At 62.9% G+C, this 15,545-nt stretch carries 16 protein-coding genes; 10 read left to right on the top strand and 6 right to left on the bottom strand.

Annotation, left to right across the window (positions count from 1 at the left end):
* Window positions 1-77 precede the first annotated feature (77 nt).
* The gene (locus ACF8EF_RS14980; protein ID WP_176684663.1) at window positions 78-647 is read right to left on the bottom strand and encodes a hypothetical protein; all 570 of its coding nucleotides are present in this window, start codon (window positions 645-647) and stop codon (window positions 78-80) included.
* Between the two features lie 369 nt (window positions 648-1,016).
* Between ACF8EF_RS14980 and ACF8EF_RS14975 the strand changes: the two genes are divergently transcribed.
* On the top strand, window positions 1,017-1,928 hold the full coding sequence (locus ACF8EF_RS14975) for a LysR family transcriptional regulator (protein WP_176684662.1): 912 nt from the start codon (window positions 1,017-1,019) through the stop codon (window positions 1,926-1,928).
* Window positions 1,929-1,973: 45 nt separating this feature from the next.
* Here ACF8EF_RS14975 and ACF8EF_RS14970 read toward each other — a convergent pair whose 3' ends face one another.
* Window positions 1,974-2,447 (bottom strand): YMGG-like glycine zipper-containing protein, encoded by a 474-nt coding sequence (locus ACF8EF_RS14970; RefSeq protein ID WP_176684661.1) that lies wholly within the window; start codon window positions 2,445-2,447, stop codon window positions 1,974-1,976.
* A 150-nt stretch (window positions 2,448-2,597) separates the two neighbouring features.
* Between ACF8EF_RS14970 and ACF8EF_RS14965 the strand changes: the two genes are divergently transcribed.
* From ACF8EF_RS14965 to ACF8EF_RS14945, 5 genes are all read left to right on the top strand, one after another.
* Window positions 2,598-3,194: a paraquat-inducible protein A gene (locus tag ACF8EF_RS14965; protein ID WP_014860839.1), complete on the top strand. Its 597-nt coding sequence runs from the start codon at window positions 2,598-2,600 to the stop codon at window positions 3,192-3,194.
* Window positions 3,191-3,820, top strand: a complete 630-nt coding sequence (locus ACF8EF_RS14960; RefSeq protein ID WP_176684660.1) for a paraquat-inducible protein A — start codon at window positions 3,191-3,193, stop codon at window positions 3,818-3,820. The genes ACF8EF_RS14965 and ACF8EF_RS14960 overlap by 4 nt, the downstream gene beginning before the upstream one ends.
* Window positions 3,820-5,460 carry an intermembrane transport protein PqiB gene (locus ACF8EF_RS14955; RefSeq protein WP_176684659.1) on the top strand — a complete coding sequence of 547 codons (1,641 nt, stop codon included), beginning with the start codon at window positions 3,820-3,822 and terminating at the stop codon, window positions 5,458-5,460. Before ACF8EF_RS14960 ends, ACF8EF_RS14955 begins: the two co-directional genes overlap by 1 nt.
* Window positions 5,461-5,471: 11 nt before the next feature.
* Entirely contained in the window at window positions 5,472-6,002 is a 531-nt protein-coding gene (locus ACF8EF_RS14950) for a membrane integrity-associated transporter subunit PqiC (protein ID WP_176684658.1), read from the top strand.
* Window positions 6,003-6,083: 81 nt separating this feature from the next.
* Entirely contained in the window at window positions 6,084-6,239 is a 156-nt protein-coding gene (locus ACF8EF_RS14945) for a DUF2986 domain-containing protein (protein WP_003250831.1), read from the top strand.
* 29 nt (window positions 6,240-6,268) lie between these two features.
* Here ACF8EF_RS14945 and ACF8EF_RS14940 read toward each other — a convergent pair whose 3' ends face one another.
* Together ACF8EF_RS14940 and ACF8EF_RS14935 are read right to left on the bottom strand one after the other, a co-directional pair.
* Complete coding sequence (locus ACF8EF_RS14940; protein WP_392462220.1) at window positions 6,269-6,643, bottom strand: hypothetical protein; 375 nt, start codon at window positions 6,641-6,643, stop codon at window positions 6,269-6,271.
* Between the two features lie 199 nt (window positions 6,644-6,842).
* On the bottom strand, window positions 6,843-7,433 hold the full coding sequence (locus ACF8EF_RS14935; protein WP_392462218.1) for a biliverdin-producing heme oxygenase: 591 nt from the start codon (window positions 7,431-7,433) through the stop codon (window positions 6,843-6,845).
* 162 nt (window positions 7,434-7,595) lie between these two features.
* Here ACF8EF_RS14935 and ACF8EF_RS14930 point away from each other — a divergent pair, with 162 nt between their 5' ends.
* Window positions 7,596-8,087, top strand: coding sequence for a GNAT family N-acetyltransferase (locus ACF8EF_RS14930; RefSeq protein ID WP_392462216.1), 492 nt, complete (start codon window positions 7,596-7,598; stop codon window positions 8,085-8,087).
* A gap of 87 nt (window positions 8,088-8,174) precedes the next feature.
* Here ACF8EF_RS14930 and ACF8EF_RS14925 read toward each other — a convergent pair whose 3' ends face one another.
* Entirely contained in the window at window positions 8,175-9,548 is a 1,374-nt protein-coding gene (locus tag ACF8EF_RS14925) for an 8-oxoguanine deaminase (protein ID WP_274103072.1), read from the bottom strand.
* Window positions 9,549-9,783: 235 nt separating this feature from the next.
* Window positions 9,784-11,166: an APC family permease gene (locus ACF8EF_RS14920; RefSeq protein ID WP_392462214.1), complete on the bottom strand. Its 1,383-nt coding sequence runs from the start codon at window positions 11,164-11,166 to the stop codon at window positions 9,784-9,786.
* Window positions 11,167-11,448: 282 nt separating this feature from the next.
* On the opposite strand from ACF8EF_RS14920, the gene ACF8EF_RS14915 reads away from it, so the two are divergent.
* The 3 genes from ACF8EF_RS14915 (at window position 11,449) to ACF8EF_RS14905 (ending at window position 15,405) form a co-directional block, all read left to right on the top strand.
* A complete protein-coding gene (locus ACF8EF_RS14915) occupies window positions 11,449-12,291 on the top strand; it encodes a helix-turn-helix transcriptional regulator (protein ID WP_010953510.1) in 843 nt (280 codons plus the stop codon).
* A 42-nt stretch (window positions 12,292-12,333) separates the two neighbouring features.
* The gene (locus tag ACF8EF_RS14910; RefSeq protein WP_392462213.1) at window positions 12,334-13,716 is read left to right on the top strand and encodes an aspartate aminotransferase family protein; all 1,383 of its coding nucleotides are present in this window, start codon (window positions 12,334-12,336) and stop codon (window positions 13,714-13,716) included.
* 195 nt (window positions 13,717-13,911) lie between these two features.
* Entirely contained in the window at window positions 13,912-15,405 is a 1,494-nt protein-coding gene (locus tag ACF8EF_RS14905) for an aldehyde dehydrogenase (protein ID WP_392462211.1), read from the top strand.
* The last annotated feature ends 140 nt before the right edge of the window (window positions 15,406-15,545 follow it).

The raw sequence follows: 15,545 nt of genomic DNA, 5'->3' as shown, positions 1-15,545 counted from the left end.
CTTCGCGGGTGAACCCGCTTCTACACAGCTTTCGAAGCCTGTGAAGCAACCGCGAAGAGGCCAGCACAGGCGATCAATCAGTCGAAGTAGCCACGTAGCCCGAATGCATACCCGGTATCCACAGCTGTCGCCTCACCCCGGCTCCAGCGCTTCTTCAACACGAACTCGAACGCCGGCTCGTACAACCCGTCGCGCACCAGTGCCCCCGCCAACACCTCCACGTCATACCAGCCATTGTCCAACTCGATGATCGGCCGTCCTGGCACTTGGTAACGCCCCATCAGGTCACCCAGGGTCTTGGGCGTGAAGTGCTGCAGGATGCGCCAGGTGTACAGCATCAGTGCACCGTGCTCGATCCGCAGCACATAGCCATTGCGCCGGTGCTTCAGGCGGCTGCCGGCCTCGCGCAGGGCTGGTGTGTGGTTGTCGAGGGTGAACAGGATGCGGTAGGGCAGGTTGTCGACACCGGCCAGCGGCAGCACAATACCTTCGCGCACCGCTTGGTCGCCGCTGTCACCGTGAGTGAACGCGTGCGCCAGGTCGTCGGGCAGTTGATGGTCTTGCTTGAAACGCTCAAGCAACTGGATATCGCCGAGCAGAAAGTAGTCGACCAGGTCGTTGAGCACTTCGCTGAATTCGTGGCGCATCTGTTTTCCTTGTGGGTGCGCATTGGGGTAAGGGCAACCGGCTAGAGCTTCTGGGTAATCTGGATCAGGTACGCAAGGGTAGAGCACCAGAGCCTTGGCTTGATCGTCGACGAGGATACTGGTGACCACGATCTTGTAAGCGCACACCGTTTACCTGAGGCCGATGACTATCAGTAAAGACGTTCGGGCATTTTTGACCAGTGGCTGCATTGCCACTGAGGCCCGTTAACCGGGTACCAGCAGCCCCTAAGAAAAACCTGTTCAAGGCATAGGTAAATCCTTTGGCTCTCAGCGCCCGCTCAGCGATAGCCAAGGGTAAAGTGTGAGGCATGACCCAGCCTGCCCAGACCAGCGTCAGAGAGGTACCCTGTGGCTGCCTATACCTTGCGACAACTGAAGTACTTCGTCACCACCGTGGAAGCGGGTAGTGTGGCCGAAGCGTCACGCCAGCTGTACATCGCCCAGCCCTCCATCTCTACGGCCATCAAGAGCCTGGAGGAAAGTTTCGGTGTGCAGTTGTTCATCCGCCACCACGCCCAAGGCGTGTCATTGACGCCCAGCGGCAAACGCTTCTATGCCAAGACCAAGTCGCTGCTGCAGATGGCCCATGAGTTCGAACAGAACGCCCTGGCCGACAACGATACCGTCGCCGGGCAAATCGACATTGGCTGTTTCGAGACCGTGGCGCCACTTTACCTGCCGCGCCTGATCGCCGGCTTTCGCCAGCGCTACCCGGGTGTGGACATTCGCCTGCGCGACGGTGAACAGCAGGACCTGATCCAGGGCCTGACCGCCGGTACCTTCGACCTGGCGTTTCTCTATGACCACGACCTGGACGGCACCATCGAGGCCGAACCGCTGATGCCGCCGCAGAAGCCCTATGTGCTGTTACCAGAGAACCACCGCTTTGCCGGCCAGGCCCAGGTCTCGCTGCGGGACCTGTGCCCGGAGCCGATGATCCTGCTGGACGTGGCCCCTAGCCGCACCTACTTCGTCAGCTTGTTCAACGAGATGGGCCTGGCACCGAACATCGTCTTCAGTTCGCCGTCGATCGAGATGGTGCGCGGTATGGTCGGTCAGGGTTTTGGCTTTTCGTTGCTGGTTACCCGCCCGCACTCGGAATACACCTATGACGGCCAGCGTCTGGCGATGCTCGACATTGCCGAGCCGGTGGCGCTGTCGGGTCTGGCTGCGGCGCGGTTGAAGCGAGTCCAGCTGACCAAGCCGGCGCAGTTGTTCGTGGAGTTTTGCCGGGAAGAGCTGGCCAAGTTCCTGAACTGAGCACGCCATGCCACCCCGGCAGGAGTGGCATGGCGTGGCGATTGCTCAGGGGTTGACCTGATAGCCGCGCCCCTGCAGGCAACCGCTGTAGGCACTGGCATGGGCCTGGGTTTTTGCCTCGTCCTGGCCGCGCCGGTCCTGGCGCCGCTCCTGACGTTGGCGCATGCCACCGACCGCGGCCCCGGCGGCGGCCACTTCGCCGGCACGGTTCTGCCGGTATTGCTGCTTGGCATCGTCACCCACCCGGTCATACACCTCGTCATGCTGATTGCCGCGCACTTGCGCGCCTGCAGCACCGGCGGCGGCACCCACAGCCGCACCGCGAACGCGGCCACCGACATGTGGGTCGCTGGACGTCGCCACGCCATTTGCGGCATTGGTGGCGACGGTATTGCAATCGTTGATATCCAGTTGCATCTGCTGGCTGCTCTGGCCCTTGAGCGGCACCACCGACTGTGCCTGGGCGGTCGATGCTGCGCACAGCAACACCACCAGGTAACTCCACGTGAACGTACGCATGGCACACCTCCACCGGGCGGAAAGCCCGCCTCACAGGATAGTTCGCCTTTGACGCTGTGATGGAAGTTTTGCCCAGATGGTCTACACCGGATATCAGACGCCGTTCCGATTAGCCTCTTGGCCTGATCCAAGGCTACCTGTGGGCAAACCATGAGCCAGACGCAAGATCTGATCATCTGCGAGTATTGCGACACGGTGTACCACCGTGCACCGCTGCTCAAACATCAACGTGCCCTTTGCCAGCGCTGTGGCGGTGTGCTGTACCGGCACAGGTCACTGACCATCGAGCAGCGGCTGGCATTGAGTGTGACGGGCGGTGTCCTGCTGGTGTTCGCCAACTATTACCCGGTGATGACCATCGGCATGCAGGGGCTGACCCACTCGGCCACATTGTGGGACGCCGTGCAGATCCTCAGTCACGGCAGTATCACCTTCATCGCCTTGGTGATGGCGCTGTCGATCATTTTTGCGCCGCTGCTGCAAATTGCCCTGTTGTGCTGGGTGTTGAGTTTTGCTCTTGCCGGCCAGCGTGCGCCCGGCTTTGCCCTGTGCATGCGTGGCCTGGAAAGCCTGAGGCCCTGGAGCATGCTGGAGGTGTGTCTGCTGGGAGCGATGGTGGCGGTGATCAAGCTGGCGGGGCTGCTCGATGTGATCCCCGGTATCGGCCTGCTGGCCTTGGCCGCACTGAGCATGTTGATCATCCACATTGCCGGCAAGGACATCCGCGACTTGTGGGAACAGGTATGACTACTCCGGCCAATGCGCACGACCTTGGCCTGTGTCTGTGCCATGGCTGTGGCCAGGCATGCGACACAAGCAGTGGCACGCACACCTGCAACCGTTGCGGCGCTGTCATTCACCGGCGCAAGGCCAATGCCATCAGCCGTGGCTGGGCTTTTCTGCTGGCAGCACTGATTTTCTACATCCCCGCCAACCTGCTGCCGGTGATGCACACCGAAATGCTCGGCAGCGGTACAGACAGCACCATCGGCGGTGGCGTGCTGGAGTTCTGGGAAGCCGGGGCCTGGGACATTGCGCTGATCATCTTCATTGCCAGCGTGGGTGTGCCCGCCATCAAGTTCTTGTCCCTTGGCCTGCTGCTGTTCACTGCCCAGCGTGGTTCTTCCTGGGCCTGCCGGCAGCGTTCGCAGTTGTACCGCTTCGTCGAGCTGATCGGTTATTGGTCCATGCTCGATGTGATGGTAGTGGCGCTGGTGGCTGCACTGGTGCAACTGCACGGGCTGGGCACCATCGAGCCTCGCGTGGGCATTCTGTTTTTTGGCATGGTGGTAGTGCTGACCATGTTCTCTGCGATGAGTTTTGATCCACGCCTGATCTGGGATAACCATGCCAACGAGGGGAGGCCGCATTGATGGGGCAGCAGACTGACAAGCGCGAGGGCGCGGGGCAGGTTGAAGTGCGCACCCGGCGTTGGAGTGTGTCGCTGGTATGGATCGTGCCGATCCTGGCAATCCTGATCGGCGCTTCGCTGGTGGTGCGCAACTGGATGCAGCAAGGACCGGTGATTACCATTTCTTTCCACAGCGGGGAGGGGTTGGTGGCGCACAAGACCCAGGTGAAATACCGCAGTGTGGTGATTGGCGAAGTGACCACGGTGGACTTGGCCGACGACAAGAAGAGCGTGGTGGCCAAGGTGCAGCTCTCCAACGATGCCCGATCGTTTGCCACCCGGGGCGCGCGCTTCTGGGTGGTGCGACCGCGTATCGGCGTGGGTGGGGTTTCCGGGGTGGACACGCTGCTATCGGGCAGTTTCATCGGGGCCGACTCCGGTGAATCGAACGTGCCGGAAAAGTCCTTTGTCGGATTGGAACTGCCACCGCCGATCACCTATGACGAAAAGGGTAAGCGTTTTGTTCTGGTTGCCAGCGACCTGGGCTCGCTGGATATCGGCTCTTCGATCTACTACCGCAAGATCCCGGTGGGCGAGGTGGTGTCCTTTGCCCTCCAGGACGATGGCAAGGGGGTAGAGATTGGCGTGTTCGTGCAGGCGCCCTACGACACGTTCGTCACTGCTGACACGCGTTTCTGGAATGCCAGTGGCATCGACATGCAGATCGGTGCCAATGGCCTGAAGGTCGATACCGAATCGCTGTCGTCGATTCTGGTGGGCGGGCTGGCCTTCGGCTCGCCCGATTTCGCCGCGCAAGCCGAGCCTGCTGCCGACCAGGCCCGCTTCCAGCTATTCGCCGACCGCGACAGGGCGCTGTCGCCTCCGCATGGCCAGGCGCAGTACCTGCAGTTGCGCTTCGACCAGGCCATGCGCGGCCTGTCGGTGGGCGCGCCAGTGGAGTTCAAGGGGGTGGAGTTTGGCCGGGTCACCTCGATCCAGCTCGATTACGATGCTACACGGCAGAGCTTCCCGGTCGTGGTCGATGCGGTGATCTACCCGCAGCGGCTAGGGCCGGTGCATCGCAAGATGCTGGCGGTGTTCAAGCACACCGAGGGCGATATGGAAGGTGCGCGGAAACTGATTGGCTCCTTTGTCGAGCATGGGCTGCGGGCCCAGGCACGTAGCGGCAACCTGATCACCGGGCAGATGTTCATTTCGCTGGACTTTTACCCGGATGCCCCCAAGGTGACCTTCGACATGGCTGCCAACCCCATCATGATCCCGACGTTGCCCGGCAGCCTTGAGCAGTTGCAGGAACAGTTGCAGCGGGTAGTGGAGCGCATTGCCAAGCTGCCGCTGGAAAGCATCGCTGGTAACCTGGACGGCAGCCTGCGTGAGCTGCGCGCCAGCCTCAGGCAGTTCAATGGCCAGACACTGCCGGACGTGAACGTGGCGCTGGACGAGGTGCACAAGACCCTGCGTACGGCCAACTCGGCCATTTCCGAAGACTCGCCGCAGCGCCAGCGAATGGGCGAAGCACTGGACGAGCTGGAGCGGATGTCGCGTTCGCTACGCGACCTTGCCGATTATCTTGGCCGCCACCCCGAGTCGCTGATTCGTGGCCGGCCAAAAGCGGCCGGGGCCGCAGACCTTGAACCCTGAGGAGACAACCTATGCAACGACTGCGCAATGTATGTGTGGCCAGCCTGCTGGTGTGGCTCGGGGGCTGCAGCAGTACGCCGAACAACTACCACACGCTGGTACCGAGCGAACCGGTGCGTGACAGCGGCCAGCGCATCCAGGTGGTCAGGGTGGCCATGCCGCCCCAGGTCGACCGCCCGCAGTTGGTCGTGCGGCAAGGGCAGAGCGGCCTGGCCATTCTGGAAACGGAGTGGTGGGGCGCCAACCTGGTGGATGAATTCCGCAGCGCCTTGCAGGACCGGTTGGGCGGCCCGGCGGGCGGCGGCAAGGCGTCGCTGCGGGTGGATGTGCAACGCTTCGACACGGTGCCAGGGCGCTACGCCTCGTTGGAGGCCGTGTGGCGCCTCAAGCAGGAAGGGCAGGCCGAACTGACCTGCCGTACGTCCGTGCAGACTGCCGCGGACAACAGCATCACCAGCCTGGTGAATGCACACCAGGCCAACCTGCGCACATTGGCCGAGGCGGTGCGGGGGAGTGCCCGGCAGGGTCGCTGCCCTGCATGAACCTTGGCATGATTCACCGCATTTCCCGGCCGCCGGGGTATGATGGCGTTAGCGAAACCGTACTGACAGGCCCCGTGGACCATGAACCGTCGTAAAAAGATCAAACAGCTATTGCAGGCGCATGCCAAAAAGGCCAGTGCCAAACTGGCGCCACGCAAGCCCAAGTACATCTGCAAGGCGGACCGCTTGAAGATGGAGGCAGAGGCGGCGGGCGAGGCTCCCCAGCTGGCCGACTGACACTGCCCCTAAAACCGATCGCATGGGCTTCAACGGCGGTAATAATGATGCGCGTCATGATGACGCTGGCGCATGGCGCGCTCATGGCGGCGCTCCCAATCACGGCGCCGTTCCCAGTCGCGCCGCCGCTCCCAGTCCCGGCGGGCTTGTTCACGCCGCCACTGTTCGCGGCGCCAGTCGCTTCGGTGGTGGTGCCAGCGATTGTCATCGTGCGCCAGCAGCGTGGCCGGCTGCTCAACGGCCGCACTGGCCACCCTGGACCAAGGGTTGCCGGCTGGCTGCAACGGTGATTGAACGACCGGTGCAACGGCCTCGACGGCTTTCATTTGTGTTGCCGATGCAGTGCCCACCGCCGCGAACGAGAACAGGCCGAGCAGCACCAACCTTGCGACATGTATTTTCATGAGCGTAGCCAACCTCTGATAACAATTGAGCCATCTGGCCAGCAGGTGTGGGGCGAACCTTGTCTCGCGTTCCGCTACCTTTCTGCGCCTCACACATAGACAGGGAATCAAGAAAAAGTTCGCTGCAGCAACAACTTGAAGAACTTTGCCGGGGTGGTTGGTGCTGGGCAGTACCCGCAACAGGTGCCATTGCGCTCAGTCAACTGCCTGCAAATACCTCACGCAGATGCCCCCGATAACTGTCGAACGCAGCAATCGCCCCTGCCACCACCTCTGCTTCTTCCTGTTCCTCCAGCACCAGGCTGTCCAGCCTGGCAACAAACTCGCGCCAATGCAGCGCTCGGCCATCCGGATGAGGGGCCAGGTGGCGGGCGCCCTTGTCGCCATCCAGCCCAAGACGTTGTGTGTGCCTGAACAAAAACGCCGCCCCCAGGTTCGAACCTTCACTGCAATACAGCCATCCCAGGGCCTGGGCCGAGCTGACGCAGACCGGTTGGGGGGACGTTGGCAGTGGCAGGCCCAGGTCGAGCAGGTCGGCCTCTACCGCCGCGAAACGCGACAGCGCCGCCAGCCCAGGCAGTTGCTGGTTGAGTTGTTCATCCTGATACAACGCCAGCAGGCTGCCATGAAAGCGGTGCTGCACCTGCAGGAAGCGTCCATAGCGCGCGCGGTTCTCGAAAGGCCGCGCTGCCATCACCAGTTGATCAACGCTGTCATGATCCCTGCTGCTGGCCGCTTTCAGGCGTTTGCAGCGGCTTGGTTCGGTGGTGAGGGAAGTTACAGCGGTCATCGGCGTATCCGTGGCAATAGAGCAAGGCTCCCATGATGCTTGCCGTCCTTGGCAAGCAGCAAGCATCACACGTCCGACCTGAGCGAGTTCGCAATGATGGAGCGCAAGGACGATGCTCATTTATCATGGCGGCTGCCTTTACCATTGCCAAGGATACTTGCCATGAGCGCCCTCCAGTTTCGCACCCCCGTCCCCGCAGATGCCGAGCGTTGCTACGCCATCGAAATTGGCGCCTATGAAGGGGATGAGGCAGCCACGCTGGAGAAAATCCGCACGCGTATCACGCAGTACCCACAAGGCTTCCTGGTGCTGGAAAGTGACGGCGAGATCGTTGGTTTCATCAACAGTGGTTGCGCCCACGAGGTCGTGATGTCCGACGAGGCATTCAAAGAGCTGGTCGGCCATGACCCGGCGGCAGCGAACGTGGTGATCATGTCGGTGGTTGTAGACCCGGCCCACCAGGGCAAAGGCTACGCCAAAGTGTTGATGAACGAATTCATTGGACGCATGCACGCGGCGGGCAAGCAGGCCATTCACCTGATGTGCAAGGAGCAGCATGTGGCCCTGTACCAGAAGCTGGGCTACCAGTACGTGAAACCGTCGCCGTCGGACCACGGCGGCATGGCTTGGCATGAGATGGTCATGGACCTTTGAGTGGACATCTCGCTGCGTGACAGCGCAGCCCAAAAGGGCTGCGCACTACCTTCATTCAACCCGGCGATGCCGAGCTGATGCCTGGCATCAAGTGCCACTGACCAACTGATGTGCCAGCTGGTTGTGGCGCTCCAGTACGCGCGGCAGGTCGACAGTGGTCAGCTGGCCGTCTTTCACCACGATGCGGCCGTTGATCACGCTGGTATGCACCTGGGTCGGGGTGCAGAACACCAGTGCCGCCAATGGGTCGTGGTGGCCGCCGGCATACGCCACATGGCCCAGGTCGAAGGCGACGAAATCGGCGACCATGCCAGGGGCCAGGGCGCCGATATCATTGCGGTTGAGCACTTTCGCGCCACCCAGGGTGGCAATCTCCAGTGCTTCGCGTGCAGTCATCGCGTCAGGGCCAAAGCCCACCCGTTGCAGCAGCAGCGCTTGGCGCACTTCACCGATCATGCTGGCGCCGTCGTTGGAGGCAGAGCCGTCGACCCCCAGGCCCACCGGTACGCCGTGGTCGCGCATCTTGCGCACCGGGGCGATGCCCGAGGCCAGCCGCATGTTCGAGCATGGGCAGTGGGCCACGCCGGTGCCGGTGCGGGCGAACAGCTCGATGCCGTGCTGGTCGAGCTGCACGCAGTGGGCATGCCATACATCGTGGCCGACCCAGCCAAGGTCTTCGGCGTACTCGGCAGGGGTCATGCCGAACTTCTCGCGGCTGTAGGCGATGTCGTTGACGTTCTCGGCCAGGTGGGTGTGCAGCGACACCCCATACTGGCGCGCCAGCACGGCAGCTTCGCGCATCAGGTCGCGGCTGACCGAGAACGGCGAGCATGGCGCGACCACGATGCGGCGCATCGAGCCGTGGCTGGCATCGTGGTAGTCCTCGATCAGGCGTTGCGATTCCTTGAGGATGTCGGCTTCCTTTTCCACCACCGAGTCAGGTGGCAGGCCGCCTTGGCTCTGGCCCACGCTCATGCTGCCGCGCGCGGCGTGGAAGCGCATGCCGATCTCGGCCGCCGCGTGGATGCTGTCGTCGAGCTTGCAGCCGTTGGGGTAGATATACAGGTGATCGCTGGAGGTGGTGCAGCCGGACAGGATCAGCTCGGCCATGGCGGTCTGGGTCGACACCGCGATCATCTCGGGAGTCAGGCGCGCCCAGATCGGGTACAGGTTGGTCAACCAGTTGAACAGCTCGCCGTCCTGAGCGGCCGGTACCACGCGGGTGAGGCTCTGGTACATGTGGTGGTGGGTGTTGACCAGCCCTGGGATGACCACTTTGCCGGCCATGTCCAGAACCACGTCGGCGTGCTGCGGGAGGGTATCGCTGGGGCCGACTTGCCTGATCAGGTTGTCTTCGATGAACAGGCCGCCGTTCTTGATCTCGCGGCGCTCGCCGTCCATGGTGACCAGCAGCGCGGCGTTTTTGACGAGTAGCGTTTTTACAGGGTTTGTAGATGACATGGTGCAAGCCTGCGCAATACGCATCGGCGATTACCGATGTCATAGGCGCTCGGTATTGTAAGCAAGCTTTTTACTGATTGTATACAGCCCGGGGCGCCAGTGCCGGCCTCTCAGCAGGTAAGACCGCGAAGCGGCCGGCACAGGTTAAACCCATGAATGCGCGCACCGCCTCGGCGCCCGGCCTTGCGTTCCAGCACCGGTTCCCGCGAGGCAAAGGCGCGCAAGTCTTCAGGTGTCACTCGGCCATCTGCAGCTCTGGCAGCTTCACGCGCAACGCCCGGGTCAGCCCCAGTAGCACCAACAGGCCCATGCCCATCCAGCACAGACCGATGGTGAACGACAGGCTGGTCAGGCTGCTCCATAGCCACAGCGTGCTGATAAAGCCCAGCCCGGGAATTACGCCGTACAGCAGGCCGTTGCGGCAACCGCGCAGTTTCTGGTCGACCAGGTAGTGCTTGACCACCGCCAGGTTCACCGCCGAGAAGGCGAACAGTGCACCAAAGCTGATCATGTTGGCCACGGTATCCAGGGTGATCACCAGGGCGATCAGCGACAGCAGGCTGACCACCAGGATGGCAGTGGCCGGCACGCGCTTTTTCGTCACAAGCTGGCCGAATGCCCGCGGCAATGCGCTGTCGCGGCCCATGGCGAACAGTACGCGCGACACGCTGGCCTGGGACACCATGGCCGAGGCGAAGCAGCCGGCCACGTAGGTAGCGGTGAAGGCGGTTACCAGCAGCTCGCCGCCCACCCGGCGCATCACGTCCACCGAGGCCGAATCCGGGTCGGCGAAGCTGCCCCAGTCGGGGAACACCATCTGTGCGCAGTAAGACACCACCAGAAACAGCAGCCCGCCGATCAACGACACCGCAAGAATCGCCACGGGAATGCGGTAGGTCGGGTTGCTGGTTTCCTCAGCCATGGTCGACACCGCATCGAAACCGAGGAACGACAGGCACAGTACGGCGGCGCCGGTCATGATCAACGGCATGCTGAAGCCTTCGTGGTGGAAGGGGGCCAGCAGCGACACCGGCTCCGCCTGTCCGCTGAGCTTGAGAATGGACAGGGCGACGAAGACGATGATGAACACCAGTTGCACCACCACCAGTATCCAGTTGACCCGGGTGATCGACTCGATGCCGATCAGGTTGAGGAAGGTGACCAGGGCAATGGAGCCCGCCACCCACACCCAGGCATGGATGGTCGGGAAGTATTCCGACATGTAGATGCCGATCAGCAGGTAGCTGAGCAGCGGCAGGAAGATGTAGTCGAGCAGCAATGTCCAACCGGTGATGAAGCCGATATGGCTGCCGAAGGCCTTTCGCGTGTAGGTGTAGACCGAGCCGGAGTAGGGGTGGGCCTGGACCATGCGGCCGTAACTGTAAGCGGTCAGCAGCATGGCGGCGAGCGTGAGCAGGTAGGCGGTGGGCAGGTGCCCTTTGGTCATCTGGGTGACCAGCCCGTAGGTGGTGAATACGGCCAGGGGCACCATGTAGGCCAGGCCAAATAGCACCAGGGCGGTCATGCTCATGGACTTGCGGAAGCGGCCTGTGCTGGTGCCGGGTTGCGAGGGTGCATGCGGGGCGGGGCTATGGGCTGTACTTGTTGTTGTATGCATTGCTAACTCCTGAAAAGGGATGCAGGACACCGCGGCAGGCGAGCGGGCTCGCAACCGTTGGGTGTTGTGCAAGGAGGTCGAGCGGAAAGCTCGCAGCGCTGGGGCAGGTCGATGCTCCCACACCCTGCAGGTACCCGGAATCACCCTTTGGGGTGAGCGGCCACTGCCCTTGCCCGGCTCACCCCAAAGGGTGATTCCGGTGCCTTCAGCGCCGTGGGAGTATCTGCTCAACGACGCACCGCACTGGCGGCGGTGCCACTGAAAAGAAACGGCAGGCCCACAGTGACTAATCAACTGCTTTCAGAACAATGGTTCGAGCACCAGGCCAAGGTCACCGAGGCGATCGGCCGGCCGGGCTTTGCCGCCAGCCTGTTTGCGGCATTGGGTGTGATCCGGCCGATCCAGGCGACCACGGTGTACCTGTACCCGCACGACGGCATGCCCTGTGCGCTGTTCGAGCAGGATGACAAGGCGCCTTGGCAGCCTGAGGGCAATGTCAGCCGCTACCTGTCGGGCTTCTACCTGCTCGACCCGTTCTACGGTGCTTGCGTGGAACAGGTCGAATCCGGCTGCTACGGCCTGTTCGAAGTGGCACCCGATCACTTCGAGGTCAGCGAGTACTACCAATCGTTCTATCGCCACTCGCACCTGGAGGATGAACTCAACTACATCCTGCAGGTGGCGCCCGGGCAAAGCCTGGCGGTGTCGCTGGCCTTCACCGACAAGCTGGATGGGCAAAGCCGCACGCGGTTCGGGCTCATCACGCCTTGGGTGCTGGCGGTACTCGGCAAGCACTTTGCCGGGCTGGACAGCCGGGCAGGCCGCTTCGAGAACATCCTCGAGCAACGTATCCATGCCGCCCTGAACAACTTCGGCAGCTCGCTGTTGACCGAGCGTGAATGCCGTATCGCCCAGCTGATCCTGCGTGGCCACTCGACCAAGTCGCTGGCCGAGCGGCTGGGCGTATCGGAAGACACCATCAAGTCGCACCGCAAGAACGTCTACGCCAAGCTCGACATCGGCACCCAGTCCGAACTGTTCTCCCTGTTCATCGATGCGCTGGCCAATGCCCAGGGCGTGCTGGGCAAGGACCCGCTGGAAAGCTACATGGGCAAGCTGCGCTGAACGCCAGCCGCCCTGCAACCCCACCGCAAAGGAAAACCAACAATGAACGCGCCTTTCGCCCCGCAACGCCAGACCCGTGACTACCAGGCAGCCGATGCAGCCCACCACATTCATGCCTTCCTCGACCAGAAGGCGCTGAACGCCGAAGGGCCGCGGGTGATCGTTGGTGGCGAACGTTTGCACCTGTGGGACAGTGAGGGCAAGCGCTACCTGGATGGCATGTCCGGCCTGTGGTGCACCCAGCTCGGTTATGGCCGCCGTGACCTGACCGCCGCCGCGGCCACGCAGATGGATCAGTTGGCTTACTACAACATGTTCTTCCACACCACCCACCCGGCGGTGATCGAACTGTCCGAACTGCTGTTCAGCCTGCTGCCGGGGCACTACAGCCACGCGATCTACACCAACTCCGGCTCCGAGGCCAACGAGGTACTGATCCGCACCGTACGCCGCTACTGGCAGGTGGTTGGCCAGCCATCCAAGAAAATCATGATCGGCCGCTGGAACGGCTACCACGGCTCGACCCTGGCGGCCACGGCGCTGGGCGGCATGAAGTTCATGCACGACATGGGCGGGTTGATTCCGGATGTGGCACACATCGACGAACCCTACTGGTACGCCGAGGGCGGTGAACTGACCCCGGCCGAGTTCGGCCGCCGCTGCGCCCTGCAGCTGGAGGAAAAGATCCTCGAGCTGGGTGCCGAAAACGTTGCCGGCTTCATTGCCGAACCCTTCCAGGGGGCGGGCGGCATGATCTTCCCGCCGGAAAGCTACTGGCCGGAAATCCAGCGTATCTGCCGCCAGTACGACGTGCTGCTGTGCGCCGATGAGGTGATTGGTGGCTTTGGCCGCACCGGCGAGTGGTTCGCCCATGAATACTTCGGTTTCGAACCTGACACCCTGTCGATTGCCAAGGGCCTGACCAGCGGCTACGTGCCCATGGGTGGCCTGGTGCTGAGCAAGCGCATTGCCGAGGCGCTGGTGGAGCGGGGCGGGGTATTTGCCCACGGCCTGACCTATTCCGGCCACCCGGTGGCGGCGGCAGTGGCCATCGCCAACCTGAAGGCGTTGCGTGACGAAGGCATCGTCACCCAGGTGAAGGATGACACCGGGCCGTACCTGCAGCGCATCCTGCGCGAGGTGTTCGCCGACCACCCGTTGATCGGCCAGGTGCAGGGCGCCGGGTTGGTGGCAGCGTTGCAGTTCGCCGAGCACAAGCCGACGCGCAAACGCTTTGCCAACGAGAACGACCTGGCCTGGCAGTGCCGCACCTTTGGTTTCGAGGAAGGGGTGATCATTCGCTCGACCCTGGGCCGGATGATCATGGCCCCGGCCTTGATCGCCAACCACAGCGAGCTGGATGAGCTGGTGGAGAGGACCCGGATAGCCGTAGACCGCACGGCGCGGCTGGTCGGCAAGCTCTAAGCCGCTGACAAGGGTAACGCGCTTCCCTGTGGCAGCGGGCACGCCCGCGAACACCGGCGAAGCCGGTGCCATCCACCGTGTCGCCTGATTCGCGGGCATGCCCGCTCCCACAGAGGGAGTGCGGCGTGCTTGCGGACTGTGTGGTACCTGTTACTTGCGCAAGAAGGACCGCCCCGACGGTCGTCTGGAGTACAAATGTACACGCTCGAATTCTGGCAACAACGCGCCTCGGACCTCTACCTTCCGGCCCATGCACTGATCGACGGCAAACCCGTCAACGCACAGGATGGCGCCACCTTCGCAGCCATCAACCCCGCCACCAACAACGTAATGGCACAGGTTGCCGCCTGCGGCCATGCCGAGGTCGACCTGGCTGTCGCCAGCGCCCGTCGAGCCTTCGAGCAAGGCCCCTGGCCGCGCATGGCGCCGGGCGAGCGCAAGAAAGTGCTGCTGCGCCTGGCCGAGCTGATCATGGCCCATCATGAAGAACTGGCATTGCTGGACTCGCTGAACATGGGCAAGCCGGTGATGGATGCCTTCAACATCGACGTGCCGGGCTCTGCCCATGTGTTCGCTTGGTACGGCGAGGCGCTGGACAAGCTGTATGACCAGGTGGCGCCCACTGCTGCCAATGCGCTGGCCACCATCACCCGCGAAGCCCTCGGCGTGGTCGCTGCCGTGGTGCCATGGAACTTCCCCCTCGACATGGCCGCCTGGAAGCTGGCCCCGGCGCTGGCTGCCGGTAACAGCGTGGTACTCAAGCCCGCCGAGCAATCACCGTTCTCGGCCCTGCGCCTGGCCCAACTGGCGCTGGAAGCGGGGTTGCCGGAAGGCGTACTGAACGTGGTGCCGGGCCTGGGCGAGCAGGCCGGGCAGGCGCTGGGCCTGCACCCGGATGTGGACTGCCTGGTGTTCACCGGCTCCACCCAGGTGGGCAAGTACTTCATGCAGTACTCGGCGCAGTCCAACCTCAAGCAGGTGTGGCTGGAGTGCGGCGGCAAGAGCCCGAACCTGGTGTTCGACAACTGCCAGGACCTGGACCTGGCTGCGGAAAAGGCCGCTTTTGGCATTTTCTTCAACCAGGGCGAAGTGTGTTCGGCCAACTCGCGGCTGTACGTGCAGCGTGCCATTCACGATGAGTTCATCGAGCGCCTGCAGGCCAAGGCTCGCCAGTGGCTGCCCGGTAACCCGCTGGATCCGGCGAGCCGCGCCGGGGCCATTGTCGATGCCGAGCAGACCGGCCGCATAGAGGCCGCCATCGTGCGTGCCGGGCAAGAGGGCGCGAGATTGGTGTGTGGCGGCCGACGCCTGAACATCGAAGGTTCGGACAACTACATCGAACCGACCATTTTTGCCGGTGTTGAGGGCCGCATGAGCCTAGCGCGCGAGGAGGTGTTCGGCCCGGTGCTGGCGGTCAGCGCCTTCGACACGGAAGAAGAAGCCGTGCGCCTGGCCAACGACAGCATCTATGGCCTGGCAGCCTCGGTGTGGAGCGACGACTTCAACCAGGTGCACCGGGTAGCGCGGGCGTTGAAAGCCGGTACCGTATCGGTGAACACAGTCGATGCGCTGGATGTGACGGTGCCGTTCGGTGGGGGCAAGCAGTCGGGGTTTGGCCGCGATCTGTCACTGCATTCGCTCGACAAGTATTCGCAGCTCAAGACCACCTGGTACCAGTTGCGCGGCTGATGCCCTGATCATGGCCCACGTCGCCTGTGTCGCGGTAGAAAGCCTTGCACGCTCGTCTGTAAACGTGTTGCCGGCCCGGCAGAACGCTCACGCGCACTCTACACTGCTGCAGACATCAGCCAAGGCAATGTGCCGCACAT

This window comes from Pseudomonas sp. zjy_15, from assembly GCF_043101865.1.
GTDB lineage: Bacteria > Pseudomonadota > Gammaproteobacteria > Pseudomonadales > Pseudomonadaceae > Aquipseudomonas > Aquipseudomonas putida_Y.
This window is presented reverse-complemented; position numbering and strand designations above follow the sequence as displayed.

What these genes read in the sequence shown, in the direction of transcription:
- ACF8EF_RS14980 (WP_176684663.1), bottom strand. Translation starts at nt 647, where the DNA reads ATGCGCCACGAATTCAGCGAAGTGCTCAACGACCTGGTCGACTACTTT.
- ACF8EF_RS14970 (WP_176684661.1), bottom strand. Translation starts at nt 2,447, where the DNA reads ATGCGTACGTTCACGTGGAGTTACCTGGTGGTGTTGCTGTGCGCAGCA.
- ACF8EF_RS14965 (WP_014860839.1), top strand. Translation starts at nt 2,598, where the DNA reads ATGAGCCAGACGCAAGATCTGATCATCTGCGAGTATTGCGACACGGTG.
- ACF8EF_RS14960 (WP_176684660.1), top strand. Translation starts at nt 3,191, where the DNA reads ATGACTACTCCGGCCAATGCGCACGACCTTGGCCTGTGTCTGTGCCAT.
- ACF8EF_RS14955 (WP_176684659.1), top strand. Translation starts at nt 3,820, where the DNA reads ATGGGGCAGCAGACTGACAAGCGCGAGGGCGCGGGGCAGGTTGAAGTG.
- ACF8EF_RS14950 (WP_176684658.1), top strand. Translation starts at nt 5,472, where the DNA reads ATGCAACGACTGCGCAATGTATGTGTGGCCAGCCTGCTGGTGTGGCTC.
- ACF8EF_RS14945 (WP_003250831.1), top strand. Translation starts at nt 6,084, where the DNA reads ATGAACCGTCGTAAAAAGATCAAACAGCTATTGCAGGCGCATGCCAAA.
- ACF8EF_RS14940 (WP_392462220.1), bottom strand. Translation starts at nt 6,643, where the DNA reads ATGAAAATACATGTCGCAAGGTTGGTGCTGCTCGGCCTGTTCTCGTTC.
- ACF8EF_RS14935 (WP_392462218.1), bottom strand. Translation starts at nt 7,433, where the DNA reads ATGACCGCTGTAACTTCCCTCACCACCGAACCAAGCCGCTGCAAACGC.
- ACF8EF_RS14930 (WP_392462216.1), top strand. Translation starts at nt 7,596, where the DNA reads ATGAGCGCCCTCCAGTTTCGCACCCCCGTCCCCGCAGATGCCGAGCGT.
- ACF8EF_RS14925 (WP_274103072.1), bottom strand. Translation starts at nt 9,548, where the DNA reads ATGTCATCTACAAACCCTGTAAAAACGCTACTCGTCAAAAACGCCGCG.
- ACF8EF_RS14920 (WP_392462214.1), bottom strand. Translation starts at nt 11,166, where the DNA reads ATGCATACAACAACAAGTACAGCCCATAGCCCCGCCCCGCATGCACCC.
- ACF8EF_RS14910 (WP_392462213.1), top strand. Translation starts at nt 12,334, where the DNA reads ATGAACGCGCCTTTCGCCCCGCAACGCCAGACCCGTGACTACCAGGCA.
- ACF8EF_RS14905 (WP_392462211.1), top strand. Translation starts at nt 13,912, where the DNA reads ATGTACACGCTCGAATTCTGGCAACAACGCGCCTCGGACCTCTACCTT.